Here is a 14,227-nt window from a genome sequence, read left to right on the forward strand (position 1 = left end):
CCGTTATAGGAGGAGAGTCCAGGTGTTCCTCATCTTCGGCCTGTCGGTGTTCTACCGGACCGTCAGCGAGGGGACGTTCTACTGTCCGCGCTGTGGCGGGGATCGCGCGTACCGGCGGAGGGCCGGGCGGCGCTGGTTCACGCTCTTCTTCCTGCCGGTGATCCCGCTCGGCTCGGTCGGCGAGGTCGCCGAATGCCGGACGTGCCGCTCCCGGTACACGACCGCGGCGCTGCGCTCGCCCACCGCGCAGCAGATGGCCGCGGCGCTCCCGGCGGGGATGCGTGCCGCGGCCGCCCTGGTGCTGCGGGCCGGGAACCCCTCGGACGCCACGGCGCGAGCCAAGGCCGTCGACGCCGTACGCGGCTACGGGGACGCGGCGTACGACGACAGGGGCGTGGAGGCCGATCTGGCGCTGCAGGGGCCGTTCCTGGAGGAGGAGGTGTCCAGCGCGGGCGCGCAGCTCGCGATGGAGGCCAAGGAGTGGTTCCTCGCGCAGGCGGCCCGGGTCGCGCTGGCCGACGGGCCGCTGAGCGACCCCGAGCGCCAGACCCTGCACCGGGTGGCCCACCTGCTCGGCATGTCGCACGCGCACGCGCTAGGGGTGATCGTCACCACCGAAGGCGCCGCCCGCTGACGGCGGCCCAAACGTTGCGAACGGCCCCAAGGGCTGCAAGATTGGTCGTCCGACGACATCAGCCCGCCTGCTCAAGCGGAACGAGCCCCAGGCGTTGCGAGCGCGTCCGAAGGCAGCCGAGATCAATGCCGAAGGCGAGATCAAGGCTGATCGCGAAGCGATGCCAGCGCTCGCCGCGTTCACGACAAGCGACGAGCGCCAGCGAGGAGCGCAGCTCGTGAAGGCAATAAACACTGATACAGCGTTGGTGAGGCGTCCTGGGCCGCGGCTGGCCGGCGGGATCGTGACGCATGTGGAGCGGCGTCCGGTGGACGTCGGCCTTGCCGGACGCCAGCACGAGGCCTACGTGGCCGCGCTGCGCGCGGCGGGCTGGAACGTGCGCGAGGTGGCCCCGGCCGACCGGTGCCCGGACGCGGTGTTCGTCGAGGACACGATGGTGGTCGCCGGTGGGACGGCCGTGCTGGGCCGTTCCGGGGCGGGACGGCGGCGCGCGGAGATCGGCGGGGCGGAACGGGCCGTACTCGACCTTGGCCTTGAGGTGTCGCGGATCAAGGCGCCCGGCACCCTGGACGGCGGTGACGTGCTGCAGGTGGGGGACACGGTCTACGTGGGCCGCGGCTCCCGTACGAACGAGGAGGGCGTCTGCCAGCTGGCCCATCTGCTGGGTGGGCGGCGCGTAGTCCCGGTGCCGGTGAACGGGGCGCTGCATCTGAAGTCGGCGCTGACGGCGCTGCCCGACGGGTCGCTGATCGGGCGGCCCGAGAACGTGGACACCTCGGTGCTGCCGTTCCTGCGGGTCGCGCCCGAGCCCTCGGGCGCGCACGTGGTGGTGCTGGGGCCCGAGCACGTGCTGATGGCCGCCTCCGCGCCGCGTACGGCCGAGCTGCTGGCGGCCGACGGCTGGCGGGTGACGGTGGTCGACATCGGGGAGTTCGAGGCGCTCGACGGCTGCGTCACCTGCCTGTCGGTGCTGGTCCCCGCGACCGGCTGAGGGCCGCACGGGTGCGGAGCGTCACGGTGAGACCTTCGTAAACCTCTTGTAACACGGCGATAGCCAGGCAGAAATCTATTTCCGGAGACTTGTCACAGAAAACGCTCGACCGGGGGCCTGTTCTGTGAGGAGTCACCGATGCGGAAAACATTTTGGCGACCTTTGGGCGTAGCGCTCGTGTTGCCGGCGGCGCTGCTCACCGCATGCGGTGGAGAATCCGGTGACGTCGCGAGTTCCGGAACCGACGGCAATACCATCAAGGTCGGGATCCTGCACTCGCTGAGCGGCACGATGGCCATCAGCGAGGTCACCGTCAAGAATTCCGAGACGCTGGCCATCGAGGAGATCAACGCCAAGGGCGGGATCCTCGGCAAGAAACTGGAGCCGGTGGTCGAGGACGGCGCGTCCGACTGGCCGACGTTCGCCCAGAAGGCCCAGAAGCTCATCAAGAAGGACAAGGTCGCGACCGTCTTCGGCGGCTGGACGTCGGCGAGCCGCAAGGCCATGCTGCCGGTGTTCGAACGCAACAAGGCGCTGCTGTGGTACCCCGTCCAGTATGAGGGGCTGGAGAGTTCCAAGTACATCTTCTACACCGGCGCGACGACCAACCAGCAGATCGTGCCGGGACTCGACTACCTCAAGGAAAAGGGCAAGAAGAAGATCTATCTGGTCGGCAGCGACTATGTCTTCCCGCGTACCGCCAACAAAATCATCAAGGCCTACGCGGCGGCCAACGGAATGCAGATCATGGGCGAGGAGTACACCCCGCTCGGGCACACCGAATACAGCACCCTGGTCAATAAGATCAGCCAGGCGAAGCCGGACGCGGTGTTCAACACCCTCAACGGCGACAGCAATGTCGCCTTTTTCAAGCAGCTCAAGAGCGCCGGTTACGGGGCCGACGAGTTGCCGGTGATGTCGGTGAGCATCGCCGAGGAAGAGGTCAAGGGCATCGGCGTCGACAACATCGCCGGGCAGCCGGTGGCGTGGAACTACTACCAGACCACCAAGGGGGCGGCGAACGAGAAGTTCGTCAAGGCGTTCCAGGCCAAGCACCCGGGCGCGGTGACCTCCGACCCGATGGAGGCCGGCTACAACGCCGTCCACCTGTGGGCCGAGGCGGTCAAGAAGGCCGGCAGCACCGACGTCGAGGCCGTGAGGAAGGCCGCCGCCGGGCTCTCCCTCGACCTGCCCGAGGGCAAGGTCACCATCGACGGCGCCACCCAGCACGTCCACAAGACCGCCCGGATCGGGATCGTCCAGCCGGACGGCCTGATCAAGGAGGTCTGGAGCTCGGACGAGCCGATCAGGCCCGACCCGTACCTGAAGTCCTACCCCTGGGCCACCGGGCTCTCCTGACGGCGGGAGCCTCATCGTGGAATCCCTGCTCAACCAGCTCCCGATCGGGCTCAGCATCGGCGCGGTGCTGCTGCTGATCGCGCTCGGGCTGACCTTCACGTTCGGCCAGATGGGCGTCATCAACATGGCGCACGGCGAGTTCATCATGGCCGGCGCGTACACCGCGTACATGCTCCAGGCCTGGGCCGGGAAGCAGGCCGTGCTGGTCGCGCTGCCGGTCGCGTTCGTCCTGGCGGGCGCGCTCGGCTGGATCCTGGAACGCACCGCCATCCGGCACTTCTACGGGCGGCCGCTGGACACGCTGCTGCTCACCTGGGGCGTCAGCCTCGTCCTGCAGCAGGCCGCGCGCGACATCTTCGGCGCGCCGAACGTCCAGGTCGTGGCGCCGGAATGGCTGTCGGGCCGGATCGAGTTCATGGGCGGCGGGCTGCCGTACTCGCGGCTGTTCATCATGGCCCTGGCCGTCGCCTGCGTGATCGGCATCTGGGCCTACCTGTCCCGCTCGAAGCAGGGCCGCCGGATGCGGGCGGTCATGCAGAACCGCGAGCTGGCCTCGGTCAGCGGCGTGGCGACCGGCCGGGTGGACCAGCTGACCTTCTTCATCGGCTCCGGCCTGGCCGGTGTCGCCGGGGTCGCGCTGACCCTGATCGGCCCGGTGGGCCCCTCGCTCGGTACGTACTACATCGTGGACGCGTTCCTGGTCGTGGTGGCCGGCGGGCTCGGGCAGCTGCGCGGGGCGGTGATCGCCGCGTTCGCGCTCGGCATGCTCAACTCCTACGCCGAGTTCTGGACCAGCGCCAGCCTCGCCAAGGTGATCGTGTTCGCGGCGATCATCGGCTTCCTGCAGGTCCGCCCGCAGGGCATGTTCGTGCTGCGGACCAGGGCGCTGACATGAGCGCCCGGATGCGCGGTTACGCGCTGTTCTCCCTGGTCAGCCTGCTCCTGCTGGTGGTGGCGCCGCTGGCGCTGCCGGCGTTCCGGCTGGACGAGCTGGCCAAGTACCTCTGCTTCGCCATCGCCGCCCTCGGCATCGGGCTCGCCTGGGGCCAGGGCGGGATGCTCACCCTCGGCCAGGGGGTGTTCTTCGGCCTCGGCGGCTACGCGATGGCGATGTACCTGAAGCTGCACGACGCGGGCGGCGACCTTCCCGACTTCATGGTCTGGAGCGGCGTCGAGCAGCTCCCCGCGCTGTGGAAGCCGTTCGGCGACCCGGTCGTGGCGCTCGCCGCCGTGATCGTCGTCCCGGTCGTGGTCGCGGTCGTGCTGGGCACGCTGGTGTTCCGGCAGCGGGTCCGCGGCGCGTACTTCGCGATCCTGACCCAGGCGCTCGCGGCGGCGTTCGTGATCCTGCTGGTGGGGCAGCAGGGCCTCACCGGCGGCACGAACGGCATGACCAACTTCTACGACTTCTTCGGCCGCGACCCCGAGGCCGAGAGCACCCAGCGGACGATGTACTTCATCACCGCGATCGTGCTCGGCGTCCTCTACCTGGGCGCCCGCCAGCTGGTGAAGAGCCGGTTCGGGCGGCTGCTGGTGGCCGTGCGCGACGGCGAGGACCGGGTCAGGTTCCTCGGCTACAACCCGGCGGCCGTCAAGACGATCACGTTCGCGATCTCGGCGGGGATGGCCGGCCTGGCGGGCGCGCTGTTCGTCCCGGTGGTCGGCATCATCTCGCCGTCCCTGCTGGGCGTCGTCCCGTCGCTGGAGCTGGTGGTCGCCGTCGCGGTGGGCGGACGGTACGCGCTGGCCGGCGCGATCCTCGGCGCCATCGTCATGAACTACGCCAAGACCTCGTTCAGCGAGGAATGGGCGGGCGGCTGGCTCTACCTGCAGGGCGCCCTGTTCATCCTGGTCATGACCCTGGCCCCCAAGGGCGCCGTGGGCCTGTACGAGCAAGCCCGGGACACCCTGGCCGCCCGCCGCCGTCCGAAGCCCGCGTCCCCCGTACCGGCCATCAAGGAGGAGGTCCCCGTATGAGTGACCGGAGTGATGAGGGAAAGCGCCGCCTTAAGGCGCTCCGGAGGCGAGCGGGGGGCACACCCATGAGTGAGCCGAGCATGAGCGCGCTGCTGGAGATCCGGGGGCTGGAGGTGGTGTTCGACGGGTTCCGGGCGATCGGCGGTGTCGATCTGACCGTCGAGCAAGGGGAGCTGCGCTTCCTGATCGGGCCCAACGGCGCGGGCAAGACCACGCTGATCGATGTGATCACGGGCCTGACCCGTCCCACCTCCGGGACGGTCCGGTTCGCCGGGACCGAGCTGACCGGCCGCAAGGAACACAAGATCGTCCGGCTGGGGATCGGCCGCACGTTCCAGACCTCGGTGGTGTTCGAGGAGCTGACCGTGGTCGAGAACCTCGATCTGGCCGCCGGGTTCCGCCGCCCGCTGCCGACGCTGCTGCGCCAGCGGCGCGGCATCTCCGGCCCGGTGACCTCCGCGCTCGACACGATCGGGCTGGGAGACCTGGCCGAGCGGCCCGCCGGCGTGCTCTCGCACGGCCAGCGCCAGTGGCTGGAGATCGGCATGCTGATCGCGCAGGGCCCCCGGCTGCTGCTCCTGGACGAGCCGGTGGCCGGAATGAGCCAGCAGGAACGGGAGCGTACCGGCGAGCTGCTCACCGAGATCGCCAGGGACCACACCGTGATCGTCGTCGAGCACGACATGCAGTTCCTGCGCCGGTACGCCTCGCAGGTCACGGTCCTGCACGAGGGCACGGTGCTGATGGAGGGCGACGTCGCGGCCGTCCAGGCCGACCCCCGCGTCCAGGAGGTCTACCTGGGCCGTTCGAGGGAGGAAGCGGCATGACCGAGCGAAGCGAGGGCATGAGCGCGGAGTTCTTGCCGGGGGGTGTGGGGGGTCGCCCCCCACAGCAGAGGGGCATGACCAAGCCCTTGCTGAAGGTCACGGGGATGGAGGCGGCGTACGGGCGGGCCCGGGTGCTGTTCGGAGTGGACGTGGAGGTCGCGGCCGGAACGCTGATGTGCGTGATGGGCCGCAACGGTGTGGGCAAGACCACGCTGCTGAACACGATCATGGGCGTGCTGAGCCCGAGCGCCGGGACGGTGCTCTTCGACGGCGAGGACGTCACCCGGCTGCCCACGCACGAGCGGGTTCGCCGCGGCATGGGCTACGTACCGCAGGGGCACGAGACGTTCCCGCAGCTCACCGTGTTCGAGAACCTCCAGGTCACGCTGGAGGCGTCCCGGCACCGCGACAGGGGCGCGATCGAGGAGGCGCTGGAGGTCTTCCCGAGGCTCAAGGAGCTGCTGGGCCGGCGGGCCGGGTTCCTGTCCGGCGGCCAGCAGCAGCAGCTCGCGATCGCCCGCGCGCTGGTCACCCGGCCCCGGCTGCTGATCCTGGACGAGCCCACCGAGGGCATCCAGCCGTCCATCGTGGCCGAGATCGAGGAGGCCGTGGAGCGCCTGCACAAGGAGAACGGCCTGGCGGTGCTGCTGGTCGAGCAGTACCTGGAGCTGGCGCTGCGGCTGGCCGACGGGTTCGTGATCATCGAGGGCGGCGCCGTCCAGTACGCGGGCGCCGCCGAAGACCTCCACGACGACCACGTCAAGCAACTCCTCGCCGTCTGACCCCGACCGCCCGCCCGCCCCGTTGACTCGTGGCGTGTTCGCCTTCCGGTACTGCCGGACGGGCGAACACGCCACGAGTCGGCGACGGGTGGGGTCTCAGATGGCGGACACCGTTTCGTGAAAGGTGGGGCCATCTGTTAACTTGACAAGCGTGTTGCGTGAGCTGCTCCTCCTTAGCGGCCGCAGCGGGGCCCCATAAAAGGTCGGCACCCTCGCTGCGGGTCATCTCCGTGCGCGCTAGCACGCCGATGTGAACGTCGGCCGCAGGATCTCGAGCAGAGGAACACCACGGATGTATCCGCAACAGAACGCTTCCGGCATGCCCTTCGAGCGCTACCGCGCCTTCGCGCCCATCGCGCTGCCCGACCGCACCTGGCCGGGCGCCGTGATCACCGAGGCGCCGCGCTGGTGCGCGGTGGACCTGCGGGACGGCAACCAGGCGCTGATCGACCCGATGGACGCCCAGCGCAAGCTGCGGATGTTCGAGCTGCTGGTCCGGATGGGCTACAAGGAGATCGAGGTCGGCTTCCCGGCCGCCAGCCAGACCGACTTCGACTTCGTCCGGCAGATCATCGATGAGGGCCGGATCCCCGACGACGTGGTGATCCAGGTCCTGACCCAGGCCCGGCCCGAGCTGATCGAGCGGACCTTCGAGTCGGTACGCGGCGCCAAGCAGGCGATCGTGCACCTGTACAACTCCACCAGCACCCTGCAGCGGCGCGTGGTGTTCGGCCAGGACCGCGAGGGCATCACCGCGATCGCGGTGGAGGGCGCCAAGCTGTGCGCCAAGCTGGCCGAGGACATGGGCGAGACCGAGATCTACTTCCAGTACTCGCCGGAGTCGTTCACCGGCACCGAGCTGGAGTACGCGGTCGAGATCTGCAACGCCGTCAACGACGTGTGGAAGCCGACCCCGGACCGCAAGGTGATCGTCAACCTGCCGGCCACCGTCGAGATGGCCACCCCGAACGTGTACGCCGACCAGATCGAGTGGATGAGCCGCCGGCTGGACCGGCGCGACTCGATCATCCTGTCGCTGCACCCGCACAACGACCGGGGCACCGCCGTGGCCGCCGCCGAGCTGGGCTACATGGCCGGCGCCGACCGGATCGAGGGCTGCCTGTTCGGCAACGGCGAGCGGACCGGCAACGTCTGCCTGGTCACGCTGGGCCTGAACCTGTTCACCCAGGGCGTCGACCCGCAGATCGACTTCTCCGACATCGACGACATCCGCCGTACCGTCGAGTACTGCAACCAGCTGCCGGTGCACGAGCGGCACCCGTACGGCGGCGACCTGGTCTACACCGCGTTCTCCGGCTCGCACCAGGATGCGATCAACAAGGGCTTCGGCCACCTGGAGCGCGACGCCGAGAGTGCCGGGGTCCCCGTGGACGCCTACGAGTGGGCGGTCCCGTACCTGCCGATCGACCCCAAGGACGTGGGCCGCTCGTACGAGGCGGTCATCCGGGTCAACAGCCAGTCCGGCAAGGGCGGCGTGGCGTACGTGATGAAGACCGAGCACGCGCTGGAGCTGCCGCGGCGGCTGCAGATCGAGTTCTCCCGGGTGGTCCAAGAGCACACCGACTCCGAGGGCGGCGAGGTCACCCCCGAGCGGATGTGGGAGATCTTCGAGACCGAGTTCCTGGCCAACGGCCCCCGGGCCGGGCTGCTGGCGCACCGCGCGACCTCGCGGGTGGACGAGAAGGACCTGCTCAACTGCGACGTCCGGATCGACGGCGAGATCCGCGAGATCGAGGGCGTGGGCAACGGCCCGGTGTCGGCGTTCGAGACGGCCCTGGCCACGGTCGGCGTCCACGTACGCGTGCTCGACTATGCCGAGCACGCGATGAGCGCCGGCGGCGACGCCCGCGCCGCCGCGTACGTCGAGTGCGACGTGAGCGGGACGACGGTCTGGGGCGTGGGCATCGACCACAACATCGTGACCGCCTCGCTCAAGGCCATGCTCTCCGCGGTCAACCGCGTGTCGCGGCAGTCTTTCTAAAGACCCGGCCCACTGCACTCGCCTGGCGGCTGTGTTCATAAGCCCCGGCCCACGGCGCTCGCCTGGCGGCTCGCACCGTGACCGGTTCTTGTGCGAGCGCGGCATCGCTTCGCGATCTGCCCGGATGAGGCTCGCCTTCGGCTTTGCCTCACCCGGGCAGGTCACGCGCTCGCGCGGTGGTTGAGGTCACTTTGAGGCGGCCCGAGCCGCTTTGGGGCGGGCCCTGGCCTGTGGCCGCGGTCAGCGGCTCTGGCCTAGGACGTGGTGGACGAGTTCGCGCAGCGGTCCCGCCAGCTGGGTCTCGCCGACGGTGGTGGTGTCGCCGTCGATGTCGATCTCGTACAGGAACTGGTCGGGGATCCGGCCGGGCGGCGGCAGTGCCGCCAGGTCGACCCGGTCGACCAGCCGGGACAGCAGGGGATCGGTGACGCTGTCGGACTGGCCGCGCCGCTCGATCCCGGCGAAGCCTCCGCTGCGGACCACTGTCACCCTCAATGCTCTCTCCCGCTCGCCTCGCGGCTCCCTCGCGGGTCGCCGGCCCGTCTCACCCGGGGACGGCCACCCCCACTCCCGCCCAGGCGTCCCGTACCGCGCGGGTCTCGGCTCCGTCGGCGCCGTACAGCCCGGCCGCGGTGGACACCGTGGCGGCCGCGAAACCGGCGAAGTCGGTCGCGGTCTGGATCCTGCCCCCGGTAAGGGTGTCGTACCACACCCGGCCCGCCTTCTCCCAGGAGCGGCCGCCGATGGCGGTGGCGGCGAGGTGGAAGGCGCGGTTGGGAATGCCCGAGTTGATGTGGACGCCGCCGTTGTCGCTGGTGGTCTCGACGTAGTCGTTCATGTGCCCGGGCTGCGGGTCCTTGCCGAGCCGGGGGTCGTCGTAGGCGGTCCCGGGCTCCTTCATCGAGCGCAGCGCCTTGGCGTTGACGCCCTCGGCGAACAGGCCCTGCCCGATCAGCCAGTCGGCCTGGTCGGCGGTCTGCTTCAGGTGCCACTGCTTGACGAGCGAGCCGAAGACGTCGGAGACCGACTCGTTGAGCGCGCCGGGCTGGCCCTGGTACTCCAGGTTGGCGGTGTGCTGCGTGATGCCGTGCACGAGTTCGTGGCCGGTGACGTCCAGCGGCCCGGTGAAGGCGAGGAACACCTTCCCGTCGCCGTCGCCGTAGACCATCTGCTCGCCGTTCCAGAACGCGTTCTCGTACGCGCGCCCGTAGTGCACGGTCGAGATCAGCGGGAGCCCGGCGCCGTCGATGGAGTTGCGCCGGTAGGCGGCCTCGAAGAAGTCGAACGTCGCGCCGAGCCAGTCGTAGGCCTGGTCGACGACCTTGTCGCCGGTGGCGGCGCCGCCCTCGGCGCGCGCCTTGTCACCGGGCAGGCGTTCCTGGTTCTTGGCGTCGTGGATGGTCCGGTTGGGGACGAAGTCCTCGTTGGGAGCGGGAGTCTCGACCGAGCGCGCCAGGCGGGCGGAGCGCTGCTCGGAGCTGAGGGCCAGGGAGCGGCGGGCGGAGTCACGCAGGGCCGGGTCTTCGGCCGCTTCGACGATCCGCTCCAGCATGTGGGGCGGCACGATGGTGCATCTCATAGAACAACGCTGCCACCTGAAAGTGATTCCGGCCACAGGTTCGTGAATACTCTGACGACCTAATGCGGTCACTTACGGTGATGCGAACCGGTCCGGCTTGGTACGGATGGGCCGCCGTTCGCTCCCCGGGACCTCGGTTCGGCACAGGGACGCCGGTACGGGACAATGGGGGCGTGACCCTCTACCGCGATGAAGGAATCGTCCTGCGCACCCAGAAACTGGGCGAGGCCGACCGGATCATCACGGTGCTCACCCGGCGCTCCGGGCGCCTCCGCGCGGCGGCCAAGGGCGTCCGCAAGACCAAGTCGCGGTTCGGTGCCCGGCTGGAGCCGTTCACCCATGTCGACCTGCAGCTGTACGAGCGGCGCTCGCTCGACCTGATCACGCAGGCCGAGACGCTGCGGCCGTACGGGGAGCTGCTGGTCACCGACTATCCCCGCTACACGGCCGGGACGGCGATGCTGGAGACCACCGAGAAGCTCACCGCCGAGGAGGGCGAGCCGGCACTGCGCCTGTTCCTGCTGCTGCTGGGCGGGCTGCGGACGCTGGGGGAGCGGGTGCACGACCCGCGGCTGGTCCTGGACGCGTTCCTGCTGCGGTCGCTGTCGGTGGCGGGCTGGGCGCCGGCGATCGACGAGTGCTGCCGCTGCGGCGACCGCGGCCGGCTGCGCGGGTTCGCGATCGCGGCGGGCGGCGCGGTCTGCGCCGGCTGCCGGCAGCCGGGCGCCGCGTCCCCCGCGCCGCCGACGTTCGCGCTGATGCTGGCGCTGCTGCGCGGCGACTGGGAGTACGCCGACGAGAGCCAGGGACGGCACCGGATAGAGTGCAGCGGCCTCGTGGCGGCCTACCTGCAATGGCACCTGGAGCATGGCATCCGGTCCTTGCGGCACGTGGAGCCCGAAGACAGGGGAGCCGGCCACGCCCGTCCCGGCGAGCATGACATGACGGGCCATGACATGACGGGCGAAGAGGACATGATCGGCGAGGGCGGTACGGCCGGCGCCGATGGTACGACCGACAGGGAGAGAGTTTGAGAAGGGCCGTTCAGTCCCCCGAGCCGCACAAGCATGGCGCGCGCCCGCCCGCGATCCCGGCGAACCTGGTGCCCCAGCACGTGGCCATCGTGATGGACGGCAACGGGCGCTGGGCCAAGGAGCGCGGGCTGCCCCGTACCGAGGGCCACAAGATGGGGGAGGACTCCCTCTTCGACGTGGTGATGGGCGCCATCGAGCTGGGCGTCCCGTACCTGTCGGCGTACGCGTTCTCCACCGAGAACTGGAAGCGCTCGCCCGACGAGGTCCGGTTCCTGATGGGGTTCAACCGGGACGTGATCCGGCGGCGCCGCGACCAGCTGAACGCGATGGGCGTGCGGGTGCGGTGGGCGGGCCGGCGGCCCAAGCTCTGGCGCAGCGTGATCAGCGAGCTGGAGGACGCGGAGGAGATGACCCGCGGCAACGACGTGCTGACGCTGCAGTTCTGCGTGAACTACGGCGGCCGGGCCGAGATCGCCGACGCGGCGGCGGCGATCGCCAGGGACGTCCGGGACGGCAGACTCAACCCGGACAAGATCACCGAGAAGGTGTTCGCCCGCTACCTGGACGAGCCGGGCATCCCCGATGTGGACCTGTTCCTGCGCTCGTCGGGGGAGCAGCGCACGTCCAACTTCCTGATCTGGCAGTCGGCGTACGCGGAGATGGTCTTCCTCGACACGCTCTGGCCCGACTTCGACCGGCGGCACCTGTGGCACGCCTGCGAGCTCTACGCCTCCCGTGACCGCCGGTACGGCGGCGCCGCCCCCAACCCGGTGGAGCCCGCCCCGGCCACCTGAGCCGGGGCGGACCGTTCCACGGTCGCGGGTCGGGTCGGTCGCGGGACGGCTCAGGCGAGCGCCGCGTCCAGGGTGATCTTGGTTCCGGTCAGCGCCTTGCTGACCGGGCAGTTCTCCTTGGCGTTCTGCGCGGCCTTCTCGAAGTCGGCCGCCGAGAGCCCGGGCACGTCGGCGCGGACGGTCAGGTGGATGCCGGTGATGCCCTCACCCGGCTGGAACGTCACCTCGGCCTTGGTGTCGACCTTGTTCGGCGGGGTGCCGGCGCCGGCCAGCCCGTGCGAGAGGGCCATCGAGTAGCAGGTGGAGTGGGCGGCGGCGATGAGCTCCTCGGGGCTGGTGCGGCCGTCCGGCTCCTCGGCCCGCGACGGCCAGGTCACCTCGAAGGTTCCGACCTTCGAGGAGTCCAGCGAGACCGTGCCCTGGCCGCCCATGAGCGGCCCTTCCCAGTGTGCGTTCGCGGTACGTGTCGTTGCCATGCCGCCGATTCTTCACCATGACCTGGGTGCGCGAGGCGGCAGGTGGCGGAAACGCCCCGTCCGGGCGGGGACGGGGCGTTTCCCAGGGGTGGGAGTGGTCGTCAGCCGACGTTGACCGCGGACCAGGCGGCGGCGACGGCGGCGCTCTGCGCGCTGCCTTCGCCGTAGAGGTCCTTGGCCGCGTTCAGCGTCGCGGTACGGGCGCCCGCGTAGTCGGTGCCGGACGTCATGTACGTGGTCAACGCCCGGTACCAGATGCGGGTGGCCGCGTCCCGGCCGATCCCGTCGATCGTCGACCCGTTGGAGGTCGGGCTGTCGTAGGCCACGCCGTTGACGGTCCTGGCTCCGCTTCCCTCGGCCAGCAGGTAGAAGAAGTGGTTGCCGACACCGGACGAGTAGTGCACGTCCAGGTCCTTCACCGTCGGCGACCAGAAGTCGGCGGAGCTGCCGTCCCGGCTGGGCCGGTCCATGAAGCGCAGCGCGTCCCGGCCGAACCCGGGCCGGACGATCTTCTCCCCGACGAGGTAGTCGCCGGGGTCGCCCGCGTTGCCCGCGTAGAACTCCACGGCGGCGGCCATGATGTCGGAGGTGGCCTCGTTCAGGCCGCCGGACTCCCCGCTGTAGGTCAGGTTCGCGGTGGCGGAGGTCACGCCGTGGCTCATCTCGTGGGCGGCCACGTCCAGGCTCGTCAGCGGCCCCAGGTTGGTGCCGTCACCGTCGCCGTAGGTCATGCAGAAGCAGCTGGGGTCCCAGAAGGCGTTGGCGTACGCGCTGCCGTAGTGGACGCGGTTGTACGAGCCCTTGCCGTCGTCGGCGATGCCGTTGCGCCCGAACGTGTCCTTGTAGAAGTCCCACGTGACATCGGTGCCATACTGCGCGTCCACGGCGACCGTGGCCCGGTCGGACATCGTGCCGTCGCCCCAGTGGTTGTCGGCGTCGGTGAAGACCTTCGAGGGTGCCCGGATGATGCACAGGACGAGGATGCAGACGTCGGTCCTGTTCTGGGCGTCTCCCGTGTAGGTGCCGCCACGGGTCGCGTCCTTGAGCTGGTAAGTGGACCCCGACTTGGTGGTCTGCAGGGGGACGGTGCCCGAGTAGAGGGACCTGCCGTCGCCCGCCTCGGTCTGGATGGTCTCCTCGCGCAGCAGCACCTTGCCGGTGGCGGCGTCCACGGAGGTGAACACGCGGCTGGGCGTACCGTCGGCCTGCTCGCCCTCGCTCCGTACGCGCCAGGCGAGGCGGGGCAGGTGATCGGCCGTCCTGGCCTCCACGACGAGCTGGGCCGTGCCGAGCACCTTGTGCTTGGCGTGGGCGGCCTTCCGCTTGGCGGCGCCGGAGGAGACCTCTGGGGCCGCGTCAGCGGGTGCCTTGGCCAGAGTGTGGCTGCCGCCCCGCCATGCGCCGCTCTTCGACTGGTGCACCACCAGGTCGCCGCCGAGCACGGGCAGGTTCTTGTACGTACGGGCCATCCGGGTGTGCGATGTCCCGTCCCGGTCGACCGCGATGCCGACGACCGTGAATTCCTGCCCGTCGCCGGCCGCCAGCCGCGCCCCCTGGGCCCGTACGGCGTCCAGGGCGCGCGTGGCCAGGGCTTGCGCGCTCGGCGCCTTGGGGGGCGGGGTGGGGTCCGCGGAGGCGGCGGGAAGGGTGGCCGCCGTCGCGGTACCGAACGCGACCGCAGCGATCAGGAGCCCGGATCGTCTTCTCATGTACGCCCTCTCAAACGAGCGCCATGGCTCCCCCGAGGGGCCCTCCGCAGGGCCCGCCGCGGC

14 protein-coding genes and 1 pseudogene are annotated in these 14,227 nt (G+C 70.2%); 10 read left to right on the forward strand and 5 right to left on the reverse strand.

The window, feature by feature from the left end; all coding sequences use genetic code 11:
* The first annotated feature begins 22 nt into the window (after window positions 1-22).
* Complete coding sequence (locus tag ACH34Q_RS30020; protein ID WP_395986450.1) at window positions 23-634, forward strand: zinc-ribbon domain-containing protein; 612 nt, start codon at window positions 23-25, stop codon at window positions 632-634.
* A gap of 58 nt (window positions 635-692) precedes the next feature.
* Here the strand turns inward: ACH34Q_RS30020 and ACH34Q_RS30025 are convergent, their stop codons facing one another.
* Window positions 693-926 (reverse strand): hypothetical protein, encoded by a 234-nt coding sequence (locus tag ACH34Q_RS30025; RefSeq protein ID WP_395986451.1) that lies wholly within the window; start codon window positions 924-926, stop codon window positions 693-695.
* On the opposite strand from ACH34Q_RS30025, the gene ACH34Q_RS30030 reads away from it, so the two are divergent.
* From ACH34Q_RS30030 to leuA, 7 genes are all read left to right on the forward strand, one after another.
* Complete coding sequence (locus tag ACH34Q_RS30030; protein WP_395986452.1) at window positions 927-1,625, forward strand: dimethylarginine dimethylaminohydrolase family protein; 699 nt, start codon at window positions 927-929, stop codon at window positions 1,623-1,625.
* 138 nt (window positions 1,626-1,763) lie between these two features.
* Window positions 1,764-2,984: an urea ABC transporter substrate-binding protein gene (gene urtA / locus ACH34Q_RS30035; RefSeq protein WP_395986453.1), complete on the forward strand. Its 1,221-nt coding sequence runs from the start codon at window positions 1,764-1,766 to the stop codon at window positions 2,982-2,984.
* A 16-nt stretch (window positions 2,985-3,000) separates the two neighbouring features.
* Window positions 3,001-3,879: an urea ABC transporter permease subunit UrtB gene (urtB, locus tag ACH34Q_RS30040; RefSeq protein ID WP_395986454.1), complete on the forward strand. Its 879-nt coding sequence runs from the start codon at window positions 3,001-3,003 to the stop codon at window positions 3,877-3,879.
* Window positions 3,876-4,961: an urea ABC transporter permease subunit UrtC gene (gene urtC / locus ACH34Q_RS30045; protein WP_395986455.1), complete on the forward strand. Its 1,086-nt coding sequence runs from the start codon at window positions 3,876-3,878 to the stop codon at window positions 4,959-4,961. Before urtB ends, urtC begins: the two co-directional genes overlap by 4 nt.
* 65 nt (window positions 4,962-5,026) lie before the next feature.
* Window positions 5,027-5,788 carry an urea ABC transporter ATP-binding protein UrtD gene (gene urtD / locus ACH34Q_RS30050; RefSeq protein ID WP_395986456.1) on the forward strand — a complete coding sequence of 254 codons (762 nt, stop codon included), beginning with the start codon at window positions 5,027-5,029 and terminating at the stop codon, window positions 5,786-5,788.
* Window positions 5,789-5,862: 74 nt separating this feature from the next.
* Window positions 5,863-6,570: an urea ABC transporter ATP-binding subunit UrtE gene (gene urtE, locus ACH34Q_RS30055; protein ID WP_395986457.1), complete on the forward strand. Its 708-nt coding sequence runs from the start codon at window positions 5,863-5,865 to the stop codon at window positions 6,568-6,570.
* A 292-nt stretch (window positions 6,571-6,862) separates the two neighbouring features.
* A complete protein-coding gene (gene leuA, locus ACH34Q_RS30060) occupies window positions 6,863-8,572 on the forward strand; it encodes a 2-isopropylmalate synthase (protein WP_395986458.1) in 1,710 nt (569 codons plus the stop codon).
* Window positions 8,573-8,812: 240 nt separating this feature from the next.
* On the opposite strand, the gene ACH34Q_RS30065 is transcribed toward leuA, so the two are convergent.
* Window positions 8,813-9,061, reverse strand: a complete 249-nt coding sequence (locus ACH34Q_RS30065; RefSeq protein ID WP_395986506.1) for a protealysin inhibitor emfourin — start codon at window positions 9,059-9,061, stop codon at window positions 8,813-8,815.
* A gap of 55 nt (window positions 9,062-9,116) precedes the next feature.
* Window positions 9,117-10,151 carry a M4 family metallopeptidase gene (locus ACH34Q_RS30070; protein ID WP_395986459.1) on the reverse strand — a complete coding sequence of 345 codons (1,035 nt, stop codon included), beginning with the start codon at window positions 10,149-10,151 and terminating at the stop codon, window positions 9,117-9,119.
* 173 nt (window positions 10,152-10,324) lie between these two features.
* Here ACH34Q_RS30070 and recO point away from each other — a divergent pair.
* A pseudogene (gene recO / locus ACH34Q_RS30075) lies at window positions 10,325-11,047 on the forward strand (DNA repair protein RecO); the annotation flags it as partial.
* A 134-nt stretch (window positions 11,048-11,181) separates the two neighbouring features.
* A complete protein-coding gene (locus ACH34Q_RS30080) occupies window positions 11,182-11,979 on the forward strand; it encodes an isoprenyl transferase (RefSeq protein ID WP_395986460.1) in 798 nt (265 codons plus the stop codon).
* 50 nt (window positions 11,980-12,029) lie between these two features.
* Here the strand turns inward: ACH34Q_RS30080 and ACH34Q_RS30085 are convergent, their stop codons facing one another.
* Window positions 12,030-12,455 (reverse strand): OsmC family protein, encoded by a 426-nt coding sequence (locus tag ACH34Q_RS30085; RefSeq protein ID WP_395986461.1) that lies wholly within the window; start codon window positions 12,453-12,455, stop codon window positions 12,030-12,032.
* A gap of 101 nt (window positions 12,456-12,556) precedes the next feature.
* Window positions 12,557-14,164: a M4 family metallopeptidase gene (locus ACH34Q_RS30090; RefSeq protein ID WP_395986462.1), complete on the reverse strand. Its 1,608-nt coding sequence runs from the start codon at window positions 14,162-14,164 to the stop codon at window positions 12,557-12,559.
* Window positions 14,165-14,227: the final 63 nt, after the last annotated feature.

Source organism: Actinomadura sp. 9N407, assembly GCF_044326315.1.
In the GTDB taxonomy this organism is placed as follows: domain Bacteria; phylum Actinomycetota; class Actinomycetes; order Streptosporangiales; family Streptosporangiaceae; genus Spirillospora.

Excerpts from the sequence above, each read along its gene's own strand:
- leuA (WP_395986458.1), top strand. The coding sequence starts at position 6,863 with ATGTATCCGCAACAGAACGCTTCCGGCATGCCCTTCGAGCGCTACCGC.
- urtC (WP_395986455.1), top strand. The coding sequence starts at position 3,876 with ATGAGCGCCCGGATGCGCGGTTACGCGCTGTTCTCCCTGGTCAGCCTG.
- ACH34Q_RS30025 (WP_395986451.1), bottom strand. The coding sequence starts at position 926 with ATGCGTCACGATCCCGCCGGCCAGCCGCGGCCCAGGACGCCTCACCAA.
- urtD (WP_395986456.1), top strand. The coding sequence starts at position 5,027 with ATGAGTGAGCCGAGCATGAGCGCGCTGCTGGAGATCCGGGGGCTGGAG.
- urtE (WP_395986457.1), top strand. The coding sequence starts at position 5,863 with ATGACCAAGCCCTTGCTGAAGGTCACGGGGATGGAGGCGGCGTACGGG.
- ACH34Q_RS30090 (WP_395986462.1), bottom strand. The coding sequence starts at position 14,164 with ATGAGAAGACGATCCGGGCTCCTGATCGCTGCGGTCGCGTTCGGTACC.
- ACH34Q_RS30070 (WP_395986459.1), bottom strand. The coding sequence starts at position 10,151 with ATGAGATGCACCATCGTGCCGCCCCACATGCTGGAGCGGATCGTCGAA.
- urtA (WP_395986453.1), top strand. The coding sequence starts at position 1,764 with ATGCGGAAAACATTTTGGCGACCTTTGGGCGTAGCGCTCGTGTTGCCG.
- ACH34Q_RS30085 (WP_395986461.1), bottom strand. The coding sequence starts at position 12,455 with ATGGCAACGACACGTACCGCGAACGCACACTGGGAAGGGCCGCTCATG.